At 33.0% G+C, this 17,950-nt stretch carries 16 protein-coding genes; 10 read left to right on the top strand and 6 right to left on the bottom strand.

Going from position 1 to position 17,950, the window contains the following annotated elements; translation table 11 throughout:
* Nucleotides 1-33 precede the first annotated feature (33 nt).
* Entirely contained in the window at nucleotides 34-498 is a 465-nt protein-coding gene (locus NST63_RS17055) for a YkyB family protein (protein ID WP_212942153.1), read from the bottom strand.
* Between the two features lie 276 nt (nucleotides 499-774).
* Here NST63_RS17055 and NST63_RS17050 point away from each other — a divergent pair, with 276 nt between their 5' ends.
* The 3 genes from NST63_RS17050 to NST63_RS17040 all read left to right on the top strand — a co-directional run bounded on the left by NST63_RS17050 (nucleotide 775) and on the right by NST63_RS17040 (nucleotide 6,842).
* The gene (locus tag NST63_RS17050) at nucleotides 775-1,233 is read left to right on the top strand and encodes a MarR family winged helix-turn-helix transcriptional regulator (protein ID WP_341043039.1); all 459 of its coding nucleotides are present in this window, start codon (nucleotides 775-777) and stop codon (nucleotides 1,231-1,233) included.
* Complete coding sequence (locus NST63_RS17045; RefSeq protein ID WP_341043036.1) at nucleotides 1,230-4,358, top strand: MMPL family transporter; 3,129 nt, start codon at nucleotides 1,230-1,232, stop codon at nucleotides 4,356-4,358. Before NST63_RS17050 ends, NST63_RS17045 begins: the two co-directional genes overlap by 4 nt.
* A 378-nt stretch (nucleotides 4,359-4,736) precedes the next feature.
* Nucleotides 4,737-6,842 (top strand): sensor domain-containing protein, encoded by a 2,106-nt coding sequence (locus NST63_RS17040; protein ID WP_212942147.1) that lies wholly within the window; start codon nucleotides 4,737-4,739, stop codon nucleotides 6,840-6,842.
* Between the two features lie 106 nt (nucleotides 6,843-6,948).
* Here NST63_RS17040 and NST63_RS17035 read toward each other — a convergent pair whose 3' ends face one another.
* The gene (locus NST63_RS17035) at nucleotides 6,949-7,824 is read right to left on the bottom strand and encodes a metallophosphoesterase (RefSeq protein WP_212942145.1); all 876 of its coding nucleotides are present in this window, start codon (nucleotides 7,822-7,824) and stop codon (nucleotides 6,949-6,951) included.
* A gap of 263 nt (nucleotides 7,825-8,087) precedes the next feature.
* Between NST63_RS17035 and NST63_RS17030 the strand changes: the two genes are divergently transcribed.
* The 5 genes from NST63_RS17030 (at nucleotide 8,088) to NST63_RS17010 (ending at nucleotide 11,913) form a co-directional block, all read left to right on the top strand.
* Complete coding sequence (locus NST63_RS17030; protein ID WP_242598114.1) at nucleotides 8,088-8,309, top strand: hypothetical protein; 222 nt, start codon at nucleotides 8,088-8,090, stop codon at nucleotides 8,307-8,309.
* 107 nt (nucleotides 8,310-8,416) lie between these two features.
* Nucleotides 8,417-9,181, top strand: coding sequence for a 2,4-dienoyl-CoA reductase (fadH, locus tag NST63_RS17025; protein WP_212942137.1), 765 nt, complete (start codon nucleotides 8,417-8,419; stop codon nucleotides 9,179-9,181).
* 285 nt (nucleotides 9,182-9,466) lie between these two features.
* Complete coding sequence (locus tag NST63_RS17020) at nucleotides 9,467-10,183, top strand: DsbA family oxidoreductase (RefSeq protein WP_341043034.1); 717 nt, start codon at nucleotides 9,467-9,469, stop codon at nucleotides 10,181-10,183.
* Between the two features lie 60 nt (nucleotides 10,184-10,243).
* Entirely contained in the window at nucleotides 10,244-11,128 is an 885-nt protein-coding gene (locus NST63_RS17015) for an acetamidase/formamidase family protein (protein WP_212942135.1), read from the top strand.
* Between the two features lie 182 nt (nucleotides 11,129-11,310).
* Nucleotides 11,311-11,913: a DUF3993 domain-containing protein gene (locus tag NST63_RS17010; protein ID WP_212942133.1), complete on the top strand. Its 603-nt coding sequence runs from the start codon at nucleotides 11,311-11,313 to the stop codon at nucleotides 11,911-11,913.
* A gap of 51 nt (nucleotides 11,914-11,964) precedes the next feature.
* On the opposite strand, the gene NST63_RS17005 is transcribed toward NST63_RS17010, so the two are convergent.
* Nucleotides 11,965-12,921: an MBL fold metallo-hydrolase gene (locus NST63_RS17005; RefSeq protein ID WP_341043031.1), complete on the bottom strand. Its 957-nt coding sequence runs from the start codon at nucleotides 12,919-12,921 to the stop codon at nucleotides 11,965-11,967.
* A 277-nt stretch (nucleotides 12,922-13,198) separates the two neighbouring features.
* On the opposite strand from NST63_RS17005, the gene NST63_RS17000 reads away from it, so the two are divergent.
* Nucleotides 13,199-13,453, top strand: a complete 255-nt coding sequence (locus NST63_RS17000; protein ID WP_058002465.1) for a YkuJ family protein — start codon at nucleotides 13,199-13,201, stop codon at nucleotides 13,451-13,453.
* Nucleotides 13,454-13,798: 345 nt separating this feature from the next.
* Nucleotides 13,799-14,245: a cyclic-di-AMP-binding protein CbpB gene (gene cbpB, locus NST63_RS16995; protein WP_058002466.1), complete on the top strand. Its 447-nt coding sequence runs from the start codon at nucleotides 13,799-13,801 to the stop codon at nucleotides 14,243-14,245.
* Nucleotides 14,246-14,274: 29 nt separating this feature from the next.
* On the opposite strand, the gene NST63_RS16990 is transcribed toward cbpB, so the two are convergent.
* From NST63_RS16990 to NST63_RS16980, 3 genes are all read right to left on the bottom strand, one after another.
* Nucleotides 14,275-16,152, bottom strand: coding sequence for an acyltransferase family protein (locus tag NST63_RS16990; RefSeq protein WP_341043029.1), 1,878 nt, complete (start codon nucleotides 16,150-16,152; stop codon nucleotides 14,275-14,277).
* Nucleotides 16,153-16,431: 279 nt separating this feature from the next.
* Entirely contained in the window at nucleotides 16,432-17,313 is an 882-nt protein-coding gene (locus NST63_RS16985; RefSeq protein WP_341043027.1) for an RsiV family protein, read from the bottom strand.
* Nucleotides 17,314-17,349: 36 nt separating this feature from the next.
* Complete coding sequence (locus NST63_RS16980) at nucleotides 17,350-17,844, bottom strand: RNA polymerase sigma factor (protein WP_212942129.1); 495 nt, start codon at nucleotides 17,842-17,844, stop codon at nucleotides 17,350-17,352.
* Nucleotides 17,845-17,950 lie beyond the last annotated feature (106 nt).

The raw sequence follows: 17,950 nt of genomic DNA, 5'->3' as shown, positions 1-17,950 counted from the left end.
CAATAGCAACTTTGTTTAAGAAAAGAGCATTTTTTAATAACTGTCTCCTAATTTTTTGAAAACAGGTTTGGTTGACTTTGGATATTTTCTTTGGGAATTGGATCGATGATTGATTTCTTGCAGTCCCGTGTATTTTTCCAATAGTTGTTTTGCTTGATTTAAGGGCATTCGACATTTTGGGTTCTTAGATGAATGATCTAGCTTGCCAAGGTGTGGAAGTGCTTCAAAATCCTGTTTTGAAGGGGGAATATGGAAAGAGTATTCACCACATTGAACAAGGACATCAGACTGTTGTTGACTAAATTTAGGGTTTTCGGAAAAATGCAGTCCGATTTTTTTGGCTTTTCCTTGAAAAAGCATTTTTTCGATCGCTGTTTTCTTTAATTTATACAAATATTTTGGATTTGTCGCTGTTTTTGCATGGCGATTAACAGTGAATATCGCTTGTGAGAGGTTCACAATTGTAGGTTGTATGGTTGTGGAAGAATACAAACTCAAACAAAGAACTCCTTTCAATTAGGTAATTGTCCTTATTATACTACTTATTTATTTTATTGCAAAGTGTATGACAAACTGTCTTTTTTGGAATCATTAGTATACTGTGCGGGTAATTCAAAAAAGGGGTTTTATACCGTAAACTATCTTTTTTTGGAACATATGCGGAAAAAAGTAAGCTCGAATTTGATCAAGCCATTTTGCTTTTTCAATATATTGACAATTCAGAGTGATTTAAATATAGTTAATATTGTCAATTGTTTAGGGAGTGAACTAAATTTGGATAAAAATAAAGTAAAATTGTTAATCAAGCGTTATGAAGATGTGTATTTATTTGCTACAAAGAGAATTTCCTCTATTATGTCTGATCAAGTGTTTAATGACCTCTCGCTTGAGCAATTTGCTATATTACGAATCTTGTATCATCGAGATTCAATGAGAGCATCAGAATTAGCTGAAATTTTAGGAGTAAATAAGAGTGCAATTACGATGAAAGTTGAAAAGCTTGAAAAAAAACGTCTAATTACTCGAGAAAGAGATCAAGAAGATCGACGTAATATTCATCTCCATCTATCAGAAAAGGGCCAAAGGGTTTATAAAGATGGCGAAACGAAAATTGAAAACTTTGTTTCATCATACTTAAATGAATTAGATCCAAGGGATTTTGAATTGTTTATTAATCTTTATGAAAAAATACTGACAATTATTCAGAAGGATAGGAAGGAGTCTACTGGATGAAATTAATCGTGCGTTTCAGATGGATTGTATTGGCTCTGTGGGTTGTTGTAGCTGCAGTCTTAGCTTTCACCGCACCTGGAATGGAACAACTTGTTCGTGAAAAAGGACAAATAGCGGTACCTGATGGCTATCCGTCAACATTGGCAGAGGACATTATGAAGAAGCATTCCAATGGAAATACCCATTCTGAGGATTTTATCATAGTTTTTCATAGTAAAAGCAAATTGAACACTGAGCAGACCATAAATATTGAGAAAACAATTAATCATTTAAAAAATGATAAAGAAAAATTAGGTATTAATGAAATTACTAGTCACTTCGATCAAAAAGATTTAAAAAACCAACTCGTTTCAAAAGACGGTAAGACAATATTAACTATTTTATCCGTTGATATGGAAAACAAAGAAGTGCAGGATGTTCGTGATAAATTAAATCAAGCAATAAAAACTCCAGATGTTGAAACGATGATGACCGGTGACGGATTAATCAATGAAGATGTAATAATAAGCTCACAGAACGGTTTAAAGAAGACAGAAATTATCACAGTCGTATTCATTTTACTCGTTTTAATATTGGTATTTCGTTCGGTTGTTGCACCTATTATTCCACTTGTAACGGTCGGGATGACCTATCTTGTTAGTCAATCGGTTGTCGCATTCTTAGTAGATAAGCTTAATTTTCCTCTTTCGAATTTTACACAAATTTTTCTAGTTGCTGTTCTTTTTGGGATTGGCACAGATTATTGTATATTACTGCTTAGCCGTTATAAGGAAGAACTTTCAAATGGTAATGACACAGTAAGTGCAATTTTGGCTACATATAAAAGTGCAGGGAAAACCGTAATATATAGTGGTTTAGCAGTCATGATTGGCTTTGCATCGATCGGATTTGCAAGTTTTAAATTATATCAATCTGCGTCCGCAGTTGCGATTGGAGTAATATTTTTATTAATTTCACTACTTACAATTGTTCCATTTTTTATGGCTACCTTAAAAAAGAAATTATTCTGGCCAATTAAAGGGAATATTTCACATTCACAAAGTAAGCTTTGGGGCTGGATGGGGAATTTATCGATCACTCGACCGCTTATAGCTTTATGCATTGTGGCAATTTTTACTGTTCCACTGATCATTTCATATGATGGTGATCTTTCGTTTAATTCCTTAGATGAAATTGGAGAGGAATATGAATCAGTGAAAGCTTTTAATCTGGTAGCAAATAGTTTTGGTCCCGGTGAAATGATGCCGATTAAAGTTGTGATTGAAAATGATGAATCAGTAAAATCAAAAGAATACTTAACGATTATTGAAAAATTAAGTAATGAACTTTCCCTGACAAAACAAGTGGAGAAGGTTCGAAGCGCAACAAGACCTGTAGGGGACCTTATGGAAGATTTATATGTTAAAAATCAAGTAAATACCCTAAGCGACGGTTTAAATAAAGGGAACAATGGAATCGGAACAATTAAAGAAGGTTTAAATGAGGCAGCAAAATCACTCTCAGAATCTACTCCAAAATTAAAAGAAGCAACAGATGGAATTGGTGATCTACAGTCTGGCACCTTAAAATTACAATCTGGTCTAGGAGGATTACAAGATGCTCTTTCGCAAATTGAATCAAATATGCGTAAAACTGGGGCAGGTACAGATGAAATTAAAGCAGGAATAATCGAAGCAAAGAAACAAGCTATCCAATTAAAAAATGGGGCGAATGAGCTTCTAACTAATTACCAAAAGATGCAAAAGGGTATAGCTATTCTTTCACAGAATTATAACAATCAAATCTATCCTGGTTTAGAATCTATTGGTAATGAATTAACAAACTTAAATAATAATTTTCTAGCTTTAGAGAATAAATACTCAGAATTATTATCTGACAATGATTATCTGAAAATAAAATTAACGGTACAAGGGATTTCTAGTCAGCTTGAAAGTCAACTACTTCCAGGAATAAAAACGTTAAATGTAAACCTTACTAATACGAGTACAGGTTTATCACAAGCGAATACGGGATTAAATGAGATCATAACTGGTTTATCAAAGTTCGCAAGTGGGTTTGATCCCATAATCACAGGTCTTGATCAAATAGATATTGGAATTACGAAGCTTGCTTCAGGTCAAAATCAAGTCATTCAGAAATTGCCAGAGTTCTCAAATGGACTTAAACAAATTGCAGATGGTCAAAAACAACTTAAAAATGGCTTTAGTCCCATAGATGGACAAATGAATCAACTTTCAAATGGTCTTAATCAAAGTGCAGAAGGATTAGGAAAGATTGAGTCAGGAATTAATGATGCCAATTCATTTTTAAGTAAAATGTCTCAGGAAACTACAATCCAGAATTCTGGTATTTATATTCCAGATGAATTGATGGAGGACCAGGAGTATCAACAAGTATTTGATACGTATCTTTCGGAAGATGGTAAGGTGACGACAATCGATTTAATATTAAATGAAAATCCATATTCAAATAAAGCAATGAGGTCTGTTGATGATATAGAAAATACAATTCATTCTTCTTTAAAAGGGACGAAGCTTGAAAATGCTCATATTGGGATAGCTGGTATTACAAGTATGAATCATGACCTCGAAAATATGTCTAATTCAGACTATAATCGAACAGTAATGTTTATGATTGCTGGAATAACCATGATTTTGATCATTTTACTACGTTCGTTAATCATGCCTATTTATTTAATTGCTTCTTTACTATTAACTTATTATTCTTCGGTGTCCATTACAGAGTTTATATTTGTTAATATACTAGGGCATTCTGGTATTAGCTGGGCCGTACCATTTTTTGGTTTTGTTATCATTATGGCTTTAGGTGTAGATTACTCAATATTTCTAATGGATCGGTTTTCGGAATATCGCCATTTGGATATTAAGGAAGGCTTACTTATAGCTATGAAAAATATGGGTACAGTCATTATTTCAGCAGCAATTATCCTAGCAGGCACATTTGCAGCTATGCTTCCATCAGGAGTAATGTCTTTGCTACAAATAGCAACGATTGTATTATCAGGATTATTATTTTATGCATTTATTATTTTGCCACTTTTTGTACCTGTTATGGTTAGAACGCTTGGTAAAGGAAATTGGTGGCCATTTATCTCAAATAAATAATATTAGCAAATGGGGCTTTCCTTTTTATAGGATTGCCCTTTTTTGAATACATTCTTATTTTTAAGTTGGTTCATTCTTCATCTAACTCAATGCGTTTTATCTTTTTAGGAATATCCTTAAACAACAGAAATTAAAGTTGTATTTTTTATTGTAGTTTGTTGTACGTTCGATAGGCATATGTGCTTTTACTGTGAAGTCGATCATTAACTCCAAAATCATGAGAATTTGTTATATTTTTTCATTTTAACCTACCCATTTCTAAAAATACCTTGTAAAATAGACATAATACATAGATAGTAAAAAAGTTATAGATAAAATTTCAATACACAAACTTCTCCATTTATGGATTGGAACAACAGGGGTAAAAAGGATGAGAGTATGGATCAGATAAATAGTAGACCAATAACAAAATATATGAAACATCCTAATAATCAATTTGAAGAGAAGATGATTAAAGATATTTTTTTCACCCAGTTATCTGACATGATTTTTATCATGAAAGTGGATTCCGAAAAAAAATTTCGTTATGCCTTTGCCAATGAAAAAGCATATGAGCATGCCAATTTAACTCAAGAAGATATGGGGAAGTCTTTGGAAGAGGTATTGCCTGAGGATCGTGCAAGCCATCTATACCATTATTATAATCAGGTAATAAATACAGGAGAAGTTATTGTATATTCTGATGATATAGAAGATCAAGATGGTCAGAAAAGAAGTTTTGAATCGCGATTAAATGGAATTAAAGACCATGAAGGAAAAATTAGTTATATCGTATCAATTACACGCGATATTACTTCAACAGTTATTGAAAAAAAGCAACTTATGGAATCAAAAGAGATTTATCAATCATTGATTGTGCATAATTTAGACGCCATTTTATCGGTGAACGAAAAAGGTAGGATATTAAATGCTAATCCTGCTAGTCAGAAGCTTTTAGGATGGGGTCATCAAGATTTGGTGGATCGGTCGATTTATGATTTTATTGATAAGGATGGAGTATCGAAAATTTACGGAGTGATGGAGAAAACTCTTGAAGGGGAACCTCAAGAGATTTCCGATTGTACGTTCTTTGGAATGAGTAATCGTAAAATCAATACCCAGTTAAAAACGGTTCCAATTATTGTCCATGAGCATGTTGTGGGAATTTATGTCATTATTCGTGATCTTACTGAGAAATTGCAAAATACAGAGAAGATTCATTATATGGCTATGCATGATCATTTAACTGGATTGTGGAATCGAAGAGCCCTTATGGAACATATGCAAAATGAGATTATAAATTCAAAAAAGATAAACCGAAATCTTGCCATTTTATACATGGATATTGATCGTTTTAAGTATTTTAATGATACCCTAGGTCATCAAGCTGGTGATTTATTATTAAAAGAAACGGCTGATAGACTATTAAATTTAAAAGCAGCTACAAATTTTCGTGTATATCGACTGGGTGGTGACGAGTTCGTAGTTTTACTAGCCGAAAGTGAAAAATGGGAAGTCCAAAAGTTTGCTCAGAGTATATTAGATTTATTTCATGTCCCATATAATATTAATGGTCAAGACTATTATGTCACGCCATCAATAGGAATTAGCCTGTTTCCTACAGATGGCCACGATACAGAAACATTAATTAAAAATGCGGATAGTGCACTTCTCCAAGTGAAGGAAAAAGGAAAAGGTCATTTTAGATTTTATTGTTCGGATATGAATGAAGCATTTCCAAACTATATATTAATGGAATCACATTTACGTAAAGCGATTGATATGAATGAGTTTGTTATGCATTATCAACCTCAGGTCCATTTGAAAACGGGGAAAATTAAAACGTTTGAAGCATTATTAAGATGGCAAAATCGAAAATTTGGTAATGTGCCACCTGGACAGTTTATTCCTTTAGCTGAGGAAACAGGATTGATTATTCCTATTGGAGAATGGGTTATTCATAGTGTTTGCCAACAACTTGCTAACTGGAGAGAAAAAGGACATCAAGATATAAGGATAGCTGTAAATATATCACCTAAACAATTTCTACAATCAAATTTACCGGAGGTCATTCAACAAGCGTTAATAGATAATCAATTACCTGCTTCCTCATTGGAAATTGAAATAACTGAAGGAGCGATGGAGGATACGAGGGCAGCCCTTTCTATGTTACAGCGCTTAAAAGAATTAGGAGTTATCATTTCCGTCGATGATTTTGGTACAGGATACTCCTCATTGAATTATTTGAAAAGTTTTCCTATTGATATTTTGAAGATTGATCAGTCTTTCGTACGTGAAATTCAAATTAATGAAAAAGATGCTGCTATTACTAAAACGATTATTCACCTGGCACATAATTTAGGTATGGAAGTCATTGCTGAAGGTGTTGAGGAGAAAGATCAAGTCCAATTTTTAGTTTCCGTAGAATGTCAAAAAGCTCAAGGCTATTATTTCAGCCGTCCTGTTACTGCAGAGGAAATTGAACAAAAAGTTTTATATGCCTAGTAAAATAAAAGAAAATTGATTAGCTTTTCTAAACGAGCATTGATTTCTTTCTTTTCAATCAGTAGTGAATAATATAAATAATCGATAAAAAAAGCAATCGGCTACATTAATAGTCGGTTGCTTTTAATGTGAAGACCGTAATCTCGGGTACAGATAAAAAACGCAGGGGTAATCTAGTGGTTCCTAATCCCCTATTAACATATAAATATAGTGGATAGCTATTATTAAGGTGATATTCACCTTCAGGATATTTTTTTCCATAAGGGGGCGTTATCAGTGCACCAAAAAAAGGAATTTGTACTTGTCCACCATGGCTATGTCCACTTATTTGAAAATCAACATTATAGGTTGAAGCTGCATCTGCTAAATCAGGTGCGTGTGATAGAAGAATTTGAAATGCATCCTTCGGAGTAGATTTTAGTGCTTGGGTTAGATTCGGAGTACCTAGCATAGCATCATCAATACCCGCAATATGAATTTTAGATCCATCTTTTTGCTGTATAGTAGTGCCTTCATTACGTAAAACACTAAATCCAGAATTCTTCATAGTATTCATATATATATTAGTTCCATAACCACCGTGATCGTGATTTCCATACACAGCAAATTTTCCAAAAGGTGCATGTATTTGATTTAAAATAGGAGGTATTTTTTTTATATATGGAAAGTGGTTGGGCTCGTCCATTAAATCTCCAGTAAAAAAAACGATATCTGGATTATATGAATTAATCCTGTTCACGTGATCTTCCAGTTGATCAAGAGTATACTGGAAGCCAAGATGTGTATCGCTGAATTGAACAATGTTCATTTGATCGAAGCTTAAAGGAATTTTATTATGCTTTACTGTAATATGTTTAACTTCAAGTCTTCTTGGTTCAATATATCTAGAATAAATATATCCCCCACTACCTATTCCAACTAGTGATAGGATTGTACCAAGTCCTTTTTTTAGAAATTTTCTTCTCGAAAGACTTATAGGCATATGAGACGCACAATTGTCTTTTGATGCTCTTTATAAATTCTTACCATAATTTTCGCTAGGTGCTTCTCTCCTTTATCATTGAAATATGATTCTATTAAATGTATATTCAAATTATAGTATTCATTACCTTTGTTATGAAAATAGTTGCTGTTACTCATATACTTTAAAAAAATAGTAAAAATGATGACAAGAGTTCCTTCATATAATATATAATACTATTCGATTTTTTTCATTCATTACTTATCAAAGAGAGGAGTTTAAAAATGAAAATACATGAACAAATGGATGCAATATTTCTACCTACTGAAACAGGAATGATTAAAATATATGCGTATGGATTTTCACCATCTGGATCATGGGGTCAAGTATACACTGAATATAATGATATTACGATAACAGTTAAAGGATATCATCGCAAGAAAACAATTATTCGATCTTTAAGTAGATTGAATGAATCATTGCTAAATAAAATGGAAGATAAGTAAAAAGAGTGTTAAAGCTCTTTTTTTTTGTATAAAGTTTCATAAATTTCAGTCATTACATGTTACAATATGAGTGAGTATTCATTCATATTAGCTGGGAGGTATAAAAAATGAAAGATAAGGTTGTAATTATAACTGGTGGTTCTAGTGGGATGGGAAAATATATGGCATATCGCTTTGCAAAAGAAGGAGCAAATGTCGTAATTACTGGTAGAAACTTAGAAAGATTGGATAAAGTAAAAAACGAGCTTTTAAAGATTCAATCGAATATATTAACAGTACAAATGGATGTCAGAAACCCTGATGATGTCGATAGAATGGTGAAGGAAGTAGACGAAAAATTTGGTAGAATTGACTTTCTTGTTAATAATGCTGCAGGGAATTTTATTACACATACAGAAAATTTATCGGTCAATGGCTGGAATTCAGTTATTAATATTGTGCTCAATGGGACATTCTATTGTTCACGTGCAGTAGGACATTATTGGATTGAACGTCAAATGAAAGGAAGTATCATCAATATGGTGGCAACATATGCTTGGAATGCTGGGGTAGGTGTTGCCCATTCCGCAGCTGCTAAAGCAGGAGTATTGTCATTAACAAGGACACTTGCAGTAGAATGGGGAAGGAAATATGGAATTCGTGTAAATGCTATAGCTCCAGGGCCGATTGAAAGAACAGGTGGTGCTGACAAGCTTTGGGAATCAGAAGAAGCGGCAAGAAGAACTTTGAAAAGCGTCCCACTTGGTCGATTAGGAAAGCCAGAAGAGATTGCAGGACTTGCTTATTTTCTATTTTCAGATGAAGCAGAATATATAAATGGGGAATGCATTACGATGGATGGTGGTCAATGGTTAAATCAATTCCCTTTTTGATTTGAAGTTACTGTAACTCTCCATCTTAGAATGAAAATCATTTGTATTTTGCCTAATTTCAATATTTAGGACTTTAAAAATGAATCCTCCTGTTGTGAAATCAAAACAAGAATACTTTTCACGGATTATATTAGAATCATGAAAAGGTACATGCATTTTTCTTATCCTTAAGCACTTTGCGTGATAATTAATGTGTATGAGTGATATGATAGAAAAAATGAAGAGGTCGTAGTTAGGTTTCTTTCATACACATGTACTATGAAAGTGATAGGAGATGTTTTATTAATGAAAATTGAAATTTGGTCTGATTATGTATGTCCGTTTTGTTATATTGGGAAGCGACGCTTGGAGGAGGCAATTCAAGAATTTCCTCACAAAGAACAAATTGATCTGGTTTTTCGAAGCTTTGAATTGGATCCAACTACCAAAAATGATAATGATCTAAATATACATGAAGCCCTTGCTAAAAAATATGGCATGTCCATTGAACAAGCAAAACAAATGAATGAGAATGTCGGTCAGCAAGCAAAAGATGTAGGGTTAACTTATCATTTCGATACGATGATACCAACTAATTCCTTTGATGCCCATCGCTTAGCTAAATTTGCTAAGGAACATGGTAAGGCACAAGAAATGAATGAAAGACTGCTTAAGGCGTATTTTACCGATTCAAAAAAGATTAGTGATATTGAAATATTGGCGGACCTTGCTGAAGAAATTGGTTTGGATCGTAAACGTACATTAAATGTACTCAAGGGCTCAGAATATGGTCAGTTGGTACGTCAAGATGAAGCGGAAGCCAAGCAAATTGGGATAACTGGTGTTCCTTTTTTTGTACTAAATCAAAAATATGCCATTTCAGGTGCCCAACCAACTGAAACTTTTATTAAAGCCTTAAATATGGTATGGGAAGAAGAAAACGAGAAAAAATCATTAAAAATAATTAATACATCAAAGAGTGAATATTGTACGGATGAAGGCTGTGAAATATCTGAAGAGTAGTATTTTTGTCCTTCGTTATTAACAATGAATATGAAAACGGATAAAAAGGTAGGGGTATGATTGAAAATATTTAATAAAGAGAATGTGATAACCAGTTTTTCTGCCAAACACAAACCTTCATATTCAGTCAATATGGGAGAAATTTTTCAAGTTGAAACAAACGATTGTTACGGTGGAGCAATAACGAGTCCAGATCAATTACGTACAGAAATAAATATAGACTATATCAATCCAGCTACAGGTCCCATTTTTATCAATGATTTACAAAAAGGTGAAACTCTTTGTATTGACATTCTGGATATTCAATTAGATGAATATGGTGTTATGGTTCTATATCCTGGAATGGGTCCCCTTGGTGACTTAGTTAAACATACAGATACAAGAATATTTCATGTAAGTTCTGGAAAGGTAGAATTTAATGAAGAGATTGCTCTTCCTGTAAAGCCGATGATTGGTGTAATCGGGGTAGCTCCTTTAGAAGGAGAAATTCTCAGTGAATCACCTGGGGATCATGGTGGTAATATGGATACAAAACAGATTACGACCGGAAATAAACTATACCTACCTGTTTTTCATGATGGTGGCCTGTTGGCATTAGGTGATTTACATGCTTCAATGGGTGATGGTGAATTAAATGGCTCTGGTATAGAGATTGGTGGGAAAGTGACGATGAGCTTATCAAAAAGCAATCTAAACATTCCTATGCCTATTGTTGAAACAACCGATTCATTTATGTTTATTTCTTCAGCGAAAACTTTTGAGGAAGCATCTAATCAAGGAATGGAGGCAGTTGTTCATCTATTTAAGAAAAAGCTAGCCTTATCTTTTAATGATTCCTATCGATTATTGAGTGCAGTATGTGATCTGCAAATTAGTCAAATTGTTAACCCACTAATCACTGTGCGTGTAGTTGTTCCAAAAGAGATTATTTCTAACCTATTCTAATTGATATGACGGAGCTGTTTGAATATTTTCAGACAGCTCCGTTTTTTATTTTGGAAAATAGGGTAAAGAAAATAGTAAAACATGTCAGTAATTGTATTAAAAATACGAACGGTTTCTTTCATATCGACAAATTTCTGTTGTTACAATGGGAGAAGAAAAAAAGCAAACAGAGGAGGATGAATATGCGAATTATGGCTACCATTTTTTCCATTATGCTTTTTCTGACATTGGGACAAGCATCTCATGCATCAACAATGGTGGGGACGGATTCAACGATTAAAGAAATAGTTAAAAAGTCTTTGGATGCACAAGTTAAATTAAGTGAAAAAGAGCGGGATTTGAAGGAAATTCATGAAATGTTAATTCCCTATTTTACAAGTTCATTTATGCAAAAGTTCCTTAAAGAAAATTTAGTAAAAACCAATTATGGGTATCAAACGTTTGGAACCGATTTTGCACGATATTATATTCCTTTTTTTTCTTATGATCAATATACGAAAGTCGTCCATTATAATAATAAATATTATGTTTTAGAAAAACGTAACCTAGATAATGAGGGGCCTGTTCTATATACATCTAAATATCAAGGTGTTTGTTTGGTTAATGAAGATGGGAAGTGGAAGGTGGAGAATGTCCTTTATGATCTACCGATTGAACTAATAAATAAAATGAATGAATCAGATAAAACTGGATTTAATAAGAATACAGTAGCTTTGTTTGCTGAGAATCCTTTTTTCTTAGGATGGAAACATTTATTCAATAGTAGCTTTCACCCAATTATATAATGAAGGAAGGTGGCCATAAGATGGTTCACCTTCCTTTTAAATTGAAGGTTACTATCTATTTGTGACTTCTTTTTTCCAATAATCAATTAATCCCATGGAGCAAACTTTCAAATCAAGATCAATTACTTTGAAAATTTTGTGTTCTTTCGGCACTTGTTGTTTAAATAACTCATTTATAATGCCTTCTTTGAGTCTTATATAAGTATATTCTATTCTTTCTTCGTCCATCTCACTATAGAAGTAACCCTTTCGTCCACAATCAACAAAGAATTCTATCCATCTTTCTACCTCATTCAAAGCAAATTCAACTTGTTTTGTATAACCAAAATGACCGAAATAAAGATAATTGAGTGATTTTTCACGGTAAAGCTTAATCGAATGTAACATTTCTGTTGGGTTAAACTGATTTGGTGAAGTTGTTGGTAAATAAAGATCAATGCCAAGTTCTTTTAACATCCAATAATAAATCCCTGCGGTATCACCTGTAAACATTCCATTTGATACAGGGTCGTAAATGCTGAAATGATGTCTGGCATGACCAGGAGTATCATAAAATGTCAAACAAGTATTTTTGCCAATTTGCAGTGTTTCACCATCATTTTTGACCATTATCCTTTCTTTTGGAACAGGTAGTATAGGCTTAAAAAGTTGATCAAATTGATTCCCATATACAGCCCTTGCACCCATTTCTAATTTACTTGGATCAGCCAGGTGCTTCGCGGCCTTTGGATGAACCACAACTTTTGCATTTGGACAATCCTGTAGGAATAGTCCCACACCACCTCCATGATCAAGATGTATATGTGTTAGAATAATAAATTTTATTCGATCAAGCTCAATATTCAATTCTTTTAAGCCCTGCTTTAAATATGGAATGGATGGACTAGCGGAGGTTTCAATTAACGTTATTGAGTCTTCAAGAATTACAAATGAACCAGTTCTCTCACTCATACCAAGATCGAATAAATCAATTAGTTTAATTCGTTCATTAACATCGATTATGCTCATTTTATTCCTCCTCAAATAGTTTATATATGTATATATTTAATTTTACCCCTTGTTTATTGGAGAATAAAGAAATTAGTAGTTAGAATTTTAGTTTCGGGAATGATAAGAATATAAGTTATAATAAATGATAAACATGACAGTATAATCAAATAGCCGTAATAATGGCAAAATAAAAATTGTTTTTTCGTAAGTATTAAGGGTGGTAATCGTCACTCGTATAGGTTATGATAAACCGGTGACTTAATTGGTGATGGTGTTAAACAGAAAGGAGTTTACTATGTCTCAACTATTAGGAATTATCCAAAGATTAAAAGCGATGCAGGATGCAAAGGATACAGGTGAGATACAACAACGCAGATTTGAGGTAAATGGAAAAACATTATGTCAAGTAAAGTTTTTTCCAGCGACAGATACCTTTGAATTAGAGGAATATGATGAAGATAAAAAAGTAAACAAATATCAATTTGATGATATTGATATTACCGCTATAGAAATTTTTGATTTAGTACAAGAAGAGAAGAACCCATCCTAGAGCCTAATTAAAGGCTCTTTATTTTTTTATCTAAAAATAGCTATAGACAATAAAATTCAAATATTTGGCTGTTTTTAGTATAGTTTGTTGCTTTTGTAAAAGCCAAATTGCCGGCTTTTACACCCAAAAGGATCTTGCGGCTCTTATTGAGTTTGCAGCTCTTTTTTTATTGAAATGAAAGATGTAGGGGTCTTTTAACAGATAGCTTTTAGGGTGAAACTTACTTAAATTGTATCAATGTTAAAAAAAAAGAGCCAATAATTAAAATGTTAATTCGTTCAAAGTTGATGTTCTTATGATAAAATAAGGGAGGGAAACCTTAAAACATAACAAGGGAGTTTTACAATGATTTCCTTACAAAGTAATGAATTTTTAGAACCGAAAATCATGGATTTCGTGATTCCTTCAGAAAAAGTTGCACATGTTCAAGTGGGAAATAGTTTAGAACATGCATTATTAGTACTTACAAAAAGCGGCTATTCAGCTATACCAGTATTAGATGCAAAATACAAACTACATGGACTCATTAGTTCATCTTTAATTACTGAATCTATTTTAGGCTTAGAACGAATTGAATTTGAAAAATTAAGTGAAAAAAAAGTAGAAGATGTTATGACAGTAAAAATTCCAAGATTAAAAATTGATGATCATTTTGAAAAAGCTTTAGGTCTACTGATAGATCATCCGTTTTTATGTGTCGAAGATCAAGAGGGCTATTTTGCAGGAATTTTCACTAGAAGATCGTTATTAAAAGAATTAAAAAAACATGTACAAAAATTAAATCATTTATAAGAACAAAAAAATAAGCTCCATAGTGGGGCTTATTTTTTTATCTTATTAAGTACGAGAGTAGCATATGCTTGAGAGCCTGATTTATTTAAATGGACTCCATCTGGAGCAAAATACTCATTATGTCCTTTACTTGCTGTATACCAATCTACTAATGTGACATTCGAATATTTAGGAGCAACTTCTTTTAAGGTTGAATTCACTACTGATTCCCAAGGACGTGGGACCCGGGTGTTAACTAAAATGATCTGTTTATCGTTTCCGATTGTTTGAATCATGGATTCGAGCTGATCTTTTGTAAATGCCCCATTTGTCCCTTGCTCGATAATAACCGCATCACCTAAACTTCCGTTTTTTACCATACGTTCAACAATACGAATAGCTTGGTACATTTGCCTTCCAACCTCTGCATCAACAGTTATTGAAGGAATTTTATCTTTTAAAAATGGAGCTACATCAAGTAGTATAGAATCTCCAATAGCTGTTGTATGGATATCTTTCAAATCAGTAACAGTTTGTTTTTCCTCTTTTGTATTTTCAGTCTTGCTACTAGTTGTTTCTTTACTATTTTCACTCTCAACGTCTTGATGTTGTTGTTTTTCATTTTTTTCAATAGGTTTATTTTTTATTTGTTTAATAGGTTCTTTTGGGTCAAATTCTTTCATGGCTGCTTTAGTGTATTCTTTTTTATTACCACTTGCTGAAGGTTCATTTGATACAACGACTAAGGAAATCATTAATATGAGAATGGCCCCAGCTAATGTTGCTACGCGAGCAAAGGAGATGTGATGATCCTCAAACCAATTTTTCATCTTCTTAAATGAGTTTGAAAATCCATGACGTCGAATCGGATTTTCTATATATTTATAGGATAACGCTGATAGACCTATAATGAGTACTAGTTGAATCAATACTCTAATTAGTGATATTCCATCGGTATTCACTGGAGGTGTAGTTAAGGTAATAATAGGATAATGCCATAAATATATCCCATAAGAGCGTATTCCTAACCATTGTAATGGTTTAATACTAAAAAGTTTACTAATACTATTAGCAGGATGCACTAATACCGCAACGAGTATGGCAGTAATAAGAGAAACAAGAACCATCCCACCACGATAGAGGAAGCTTTCATATTGATTGGTCCTCCAAAGCATGAATAGAATTACTAATAGTGCTACTGCTCCAATAGTGTTTAGGAAATATTTTAATCCTTTTGGAATGTCAAAAGCAAGCTTCTGACTAGGCCAATATAATGCTAGTGCCGCTCCAATTAAAAGTGAAAAAGCACGGGTATCGGTACCATAATAGACTCGACTTGGATCCAAGCCAGGTTGATACAAGACTCCCATTGCTATTGCAGAGATTGTTGCTGCAATAACAATCAATAGGAAAAGGAGACGTCTCGGAATGAAACGAAATCCAAGCATTAGTAATAATGGCCAGACTAGATAAAATTGCTCCTCTACAGCAAGTGACCAAAAATGATTGAGTAGTGATGGATTGGCAAAACTATCAAAATAGGATTGGTTGTGAAATATATACCACCAATTACTAAAATAAAATAATGCTGCAAGACAATCCTCTCTCAATGAGTGAAGAAAGGATCGATCAAAAAGACTTACCCAACCAATTAAAATTAACAGTAACAGGAAAATAGCTGGTAGAAGACGTTTAGCCCTTTTTAGCCAAAACTTTTTCAAGTGAATGTGTTGATGTCGGTCCCATTCTTCAACGAGGAGATCGGTTATTAAATAACCAGAGAGGACGAAGAAAACGACAACTCCTAAAAATCCACCACTAGCCCATTTAAAGCCTAGATGATAGAAAATGACTGAAAGTACCGCTAATGCGCGAAGTCCGTCCAGACCTAGAATATATCTTCTTTTTGGTGCTGCAGATTGAATCATGCAATCCGCCCCCAAAACTTATAGGAATATTTGTTCTTTAGTATAATGATGTGGTACATAGATGTTTATCCCTTTCTACTAATTAAGCAATATGTTAGTTACTCTCATTAAAAATTTTAAATATGTAGGGCTGTTTATAAAGGATCCCCTTATATTAAACAGCCTCAAATGGTGTTTATTTGTGCAAAACCTATTTTACATGAATCGAGAATAGTTTTTCTATCCCCAAAAGGTCATTTTCAAAAATTATTTGTTCTTTTTTGATCAAAGCTAATGAATTTATTTAATATAATCATGACCTACTAGTTCGTTAGAAATGACCTTTGTTGGAATAATGAACTCCACAGTGCCCATGTATCCAGGTGCAACTTCATATTCATTAAAAGTAATGACTAATTTATGATCTTTATTAATGTAAAAGCTTTGATTTGTTGAAATCTGATTAAAAGCTTCCGTTAGGTCAAGGTCTTCGATACCTGCATTATCAACCCAATAAATTTTATTTGGATCCTTTTTCATTTGGTCCCGCATTTGATCCTTAATATTTTCACTAATTACTTTAATATAGTCATGATCTTTAAATAGAATTGGAAGTGTTAGCAAGATTTGCTTTTCCTTATCAACGGTATCATATTGAACGGTTGTCGAGGATGATGCTTGTGTATTAACAACATAGCGTTCAATTGATAGGATTTTATCATCATCTGTTTTAACCTCGTATCCAGAGTCTACACCTAAATGGCCGCCACCTTTTTTCTTAAGATTTTCTACTTCTTTTGTAAAATCATTATATAGTTTTTGATTTTCTGCTATATATTTTTTGTTAAGACTACTTTCTAAATTTTTATTGTTAAGGTTATTTACTTTAGGAACTTTTAAGTGAGCATTGTAATTTTCGTCATCCACATTTATTTCTTTGAAGGTGATCACCTCTACAACTGAACCTAAAACTGGGACATTGGATAAATTTTTCGCAAACGTTGGACTAATATTAACACTTGCTGTAAAAATGATTGCGGCTGCAGCTGCTCCAACAAGCCAGTGATAACGGAATGGTCTTTTGTTTTTGTGTTGTAAAGCTTTATTTACTACTTCATCGAGCTCTTTAGGAATGGGTGTATTTTTATATTCATATTTTAATTCCTCTAATTTTTTATCCATTTTATTGCCTCCGGTATAATTGAGATAATCTCTACTTTAAATTCTTTCGTCTTTCATTTTAATCCTTAAAATTTCAAGTGCTTTGTATAGACGAGTTTTCACTGTACTTACATTTATGTGAAGTATTTCAGCAATCTCATCTATTTTTAAATCTTCAAAATATCGAAGGATGATGACACTCCGATATTTTATTGGGAGATCTTCGAGGGATCTTTTTAAATCAATGTTTTGATAACTATCCTCTTTCCCGGTACTAAAGAAATCTAATGTTTCCTCATCAACTAAGGAGATTTTTTTTGTTTTTCTTAAAAAATCTAATGATGTATTGACAACAATTTTATAGAACCAACTTTTTATAGACTGAGATTCTTTTAAAAAATCTTTTGCTATTAATGCTTTTTTTATTGATTCCTGAACGATATCTAATGCATCTTCAGAATTTTTTACATAGCTATAAGCTAGCCGATAAAAATCTTCCTTATTTTCAATGATGAATTGTGTTAATTGGTCAATTGCCTTGCTTGTCTTCATGAAAAAAGAGCTCCTTTTTCTACAATGTGCTGCTTCGGCGCCTCCAAAAGCACCTTGACTTTTTCTTTGATACGGTATCTTTTTGGTGTTACGTTAAATAGACGTA

Origin of the sequence: Heyndrickxia sp. FSL W8-0496 (assembly GCF_038007825.1) — a bacterium.
In the GTDB taxonomy this organism is placed as follows: Bacteria; Bacillota; Bacilli; order Bacillales; family Bacillaceae_C; genus Heyndrickxia; species Heyndrickxia oleronia.
This window is presented reverse-complemented; position numbering and strand designations above follow the sequence as displayed.

Bases quoted from the DNA above. Each gene is read 5' to 3' on its own strand.
- NST63_RS17045 (WP_341043036.1), top strand. From the start codon at position 1,230: ATGAAATTAATCGTGCGTTTCAGATGGATTGTATTGGCTCTGTGGGTT.
- NST63_RS17040 (WP_212942147.1), top strand. From the start codon at position 4,737: ATGGATCAGATAAATAGTAGACCAATAACAAAATATATGAAACATCCT.
- NST63_RS17035 (WP_212942145.1), bottom strand. From the start codon at position 7,824: ATGCCTATAAGTCTTTCGAGAAGAAAATTTCTAAAAAAAGGACTTGGT.
- NST63_RS17030 (WP_242598114.1), top strand. From the start codon at position 8,088: ATGAAAATACATGAACAAATGGATGCAATATTTCTACCTACTGAAACA.
- fadH (WP_212942137.1), top strand. From the start codon at position 8,417: ATGAAAGATAAGGTTGTAATTATAACTGGTGGTTCTAGTGGGATGGGA.
- NST63_RS17020 (WP_341043034.1), top strand. From the start codon at position 9,467: ATGAAAATTGAAATTTGGTCTGATTATGTATGTCCGTTTTGTTATATT.
- NST63_RS17010 (WP_212942133.1), top strand. From the start codon at position 11,311: ATGCGAATTATGGCTACCATTTTTTCCATTATGCTTTTTCTGACATTG.
- NST63_RS17005 (WP_341043031.1), bottom strand. From the start codon at position 12,921: ATGAGCATAATCGATGTTAATGAACGAATTAAACTAATTGATTTATTC.
- NST63_RS17000 (WP_058002465.1), top strand. From the start codon at position 13,199: ATGTCTCAACTATTAGGAATTATCCAAAGATTAAAAGCGATGCAGGAT.
- cbpB (WP_058002466.1), top strand. From the start codon at position 13,799: ATGATTTCCTTACAAAGTAATGAATTTTTAGAACCGAAAATCATGGAT.
- NST63_RS16990 (WP_341043029.1), bottom strand. From the start codon at position 16,152: ATGATTCAATCTGCAGCACCAAAAAGAAGATATATTCTAGGTCTGGAC.
- NST63_RS16985 (WP_341043027.1), bottom strand. From the start codon at position 17,313: ATGGATAAAAAATTAGAGGAATTAAAATATGAATATAAAAATACACCC.
- NST63_RS16980 (WP_212942129.1), bottom strand. From the start codon at position 17,844: ATGAAGACAAGCAAGGCAATTGACCAATTAACACAATTCATCATTGAA.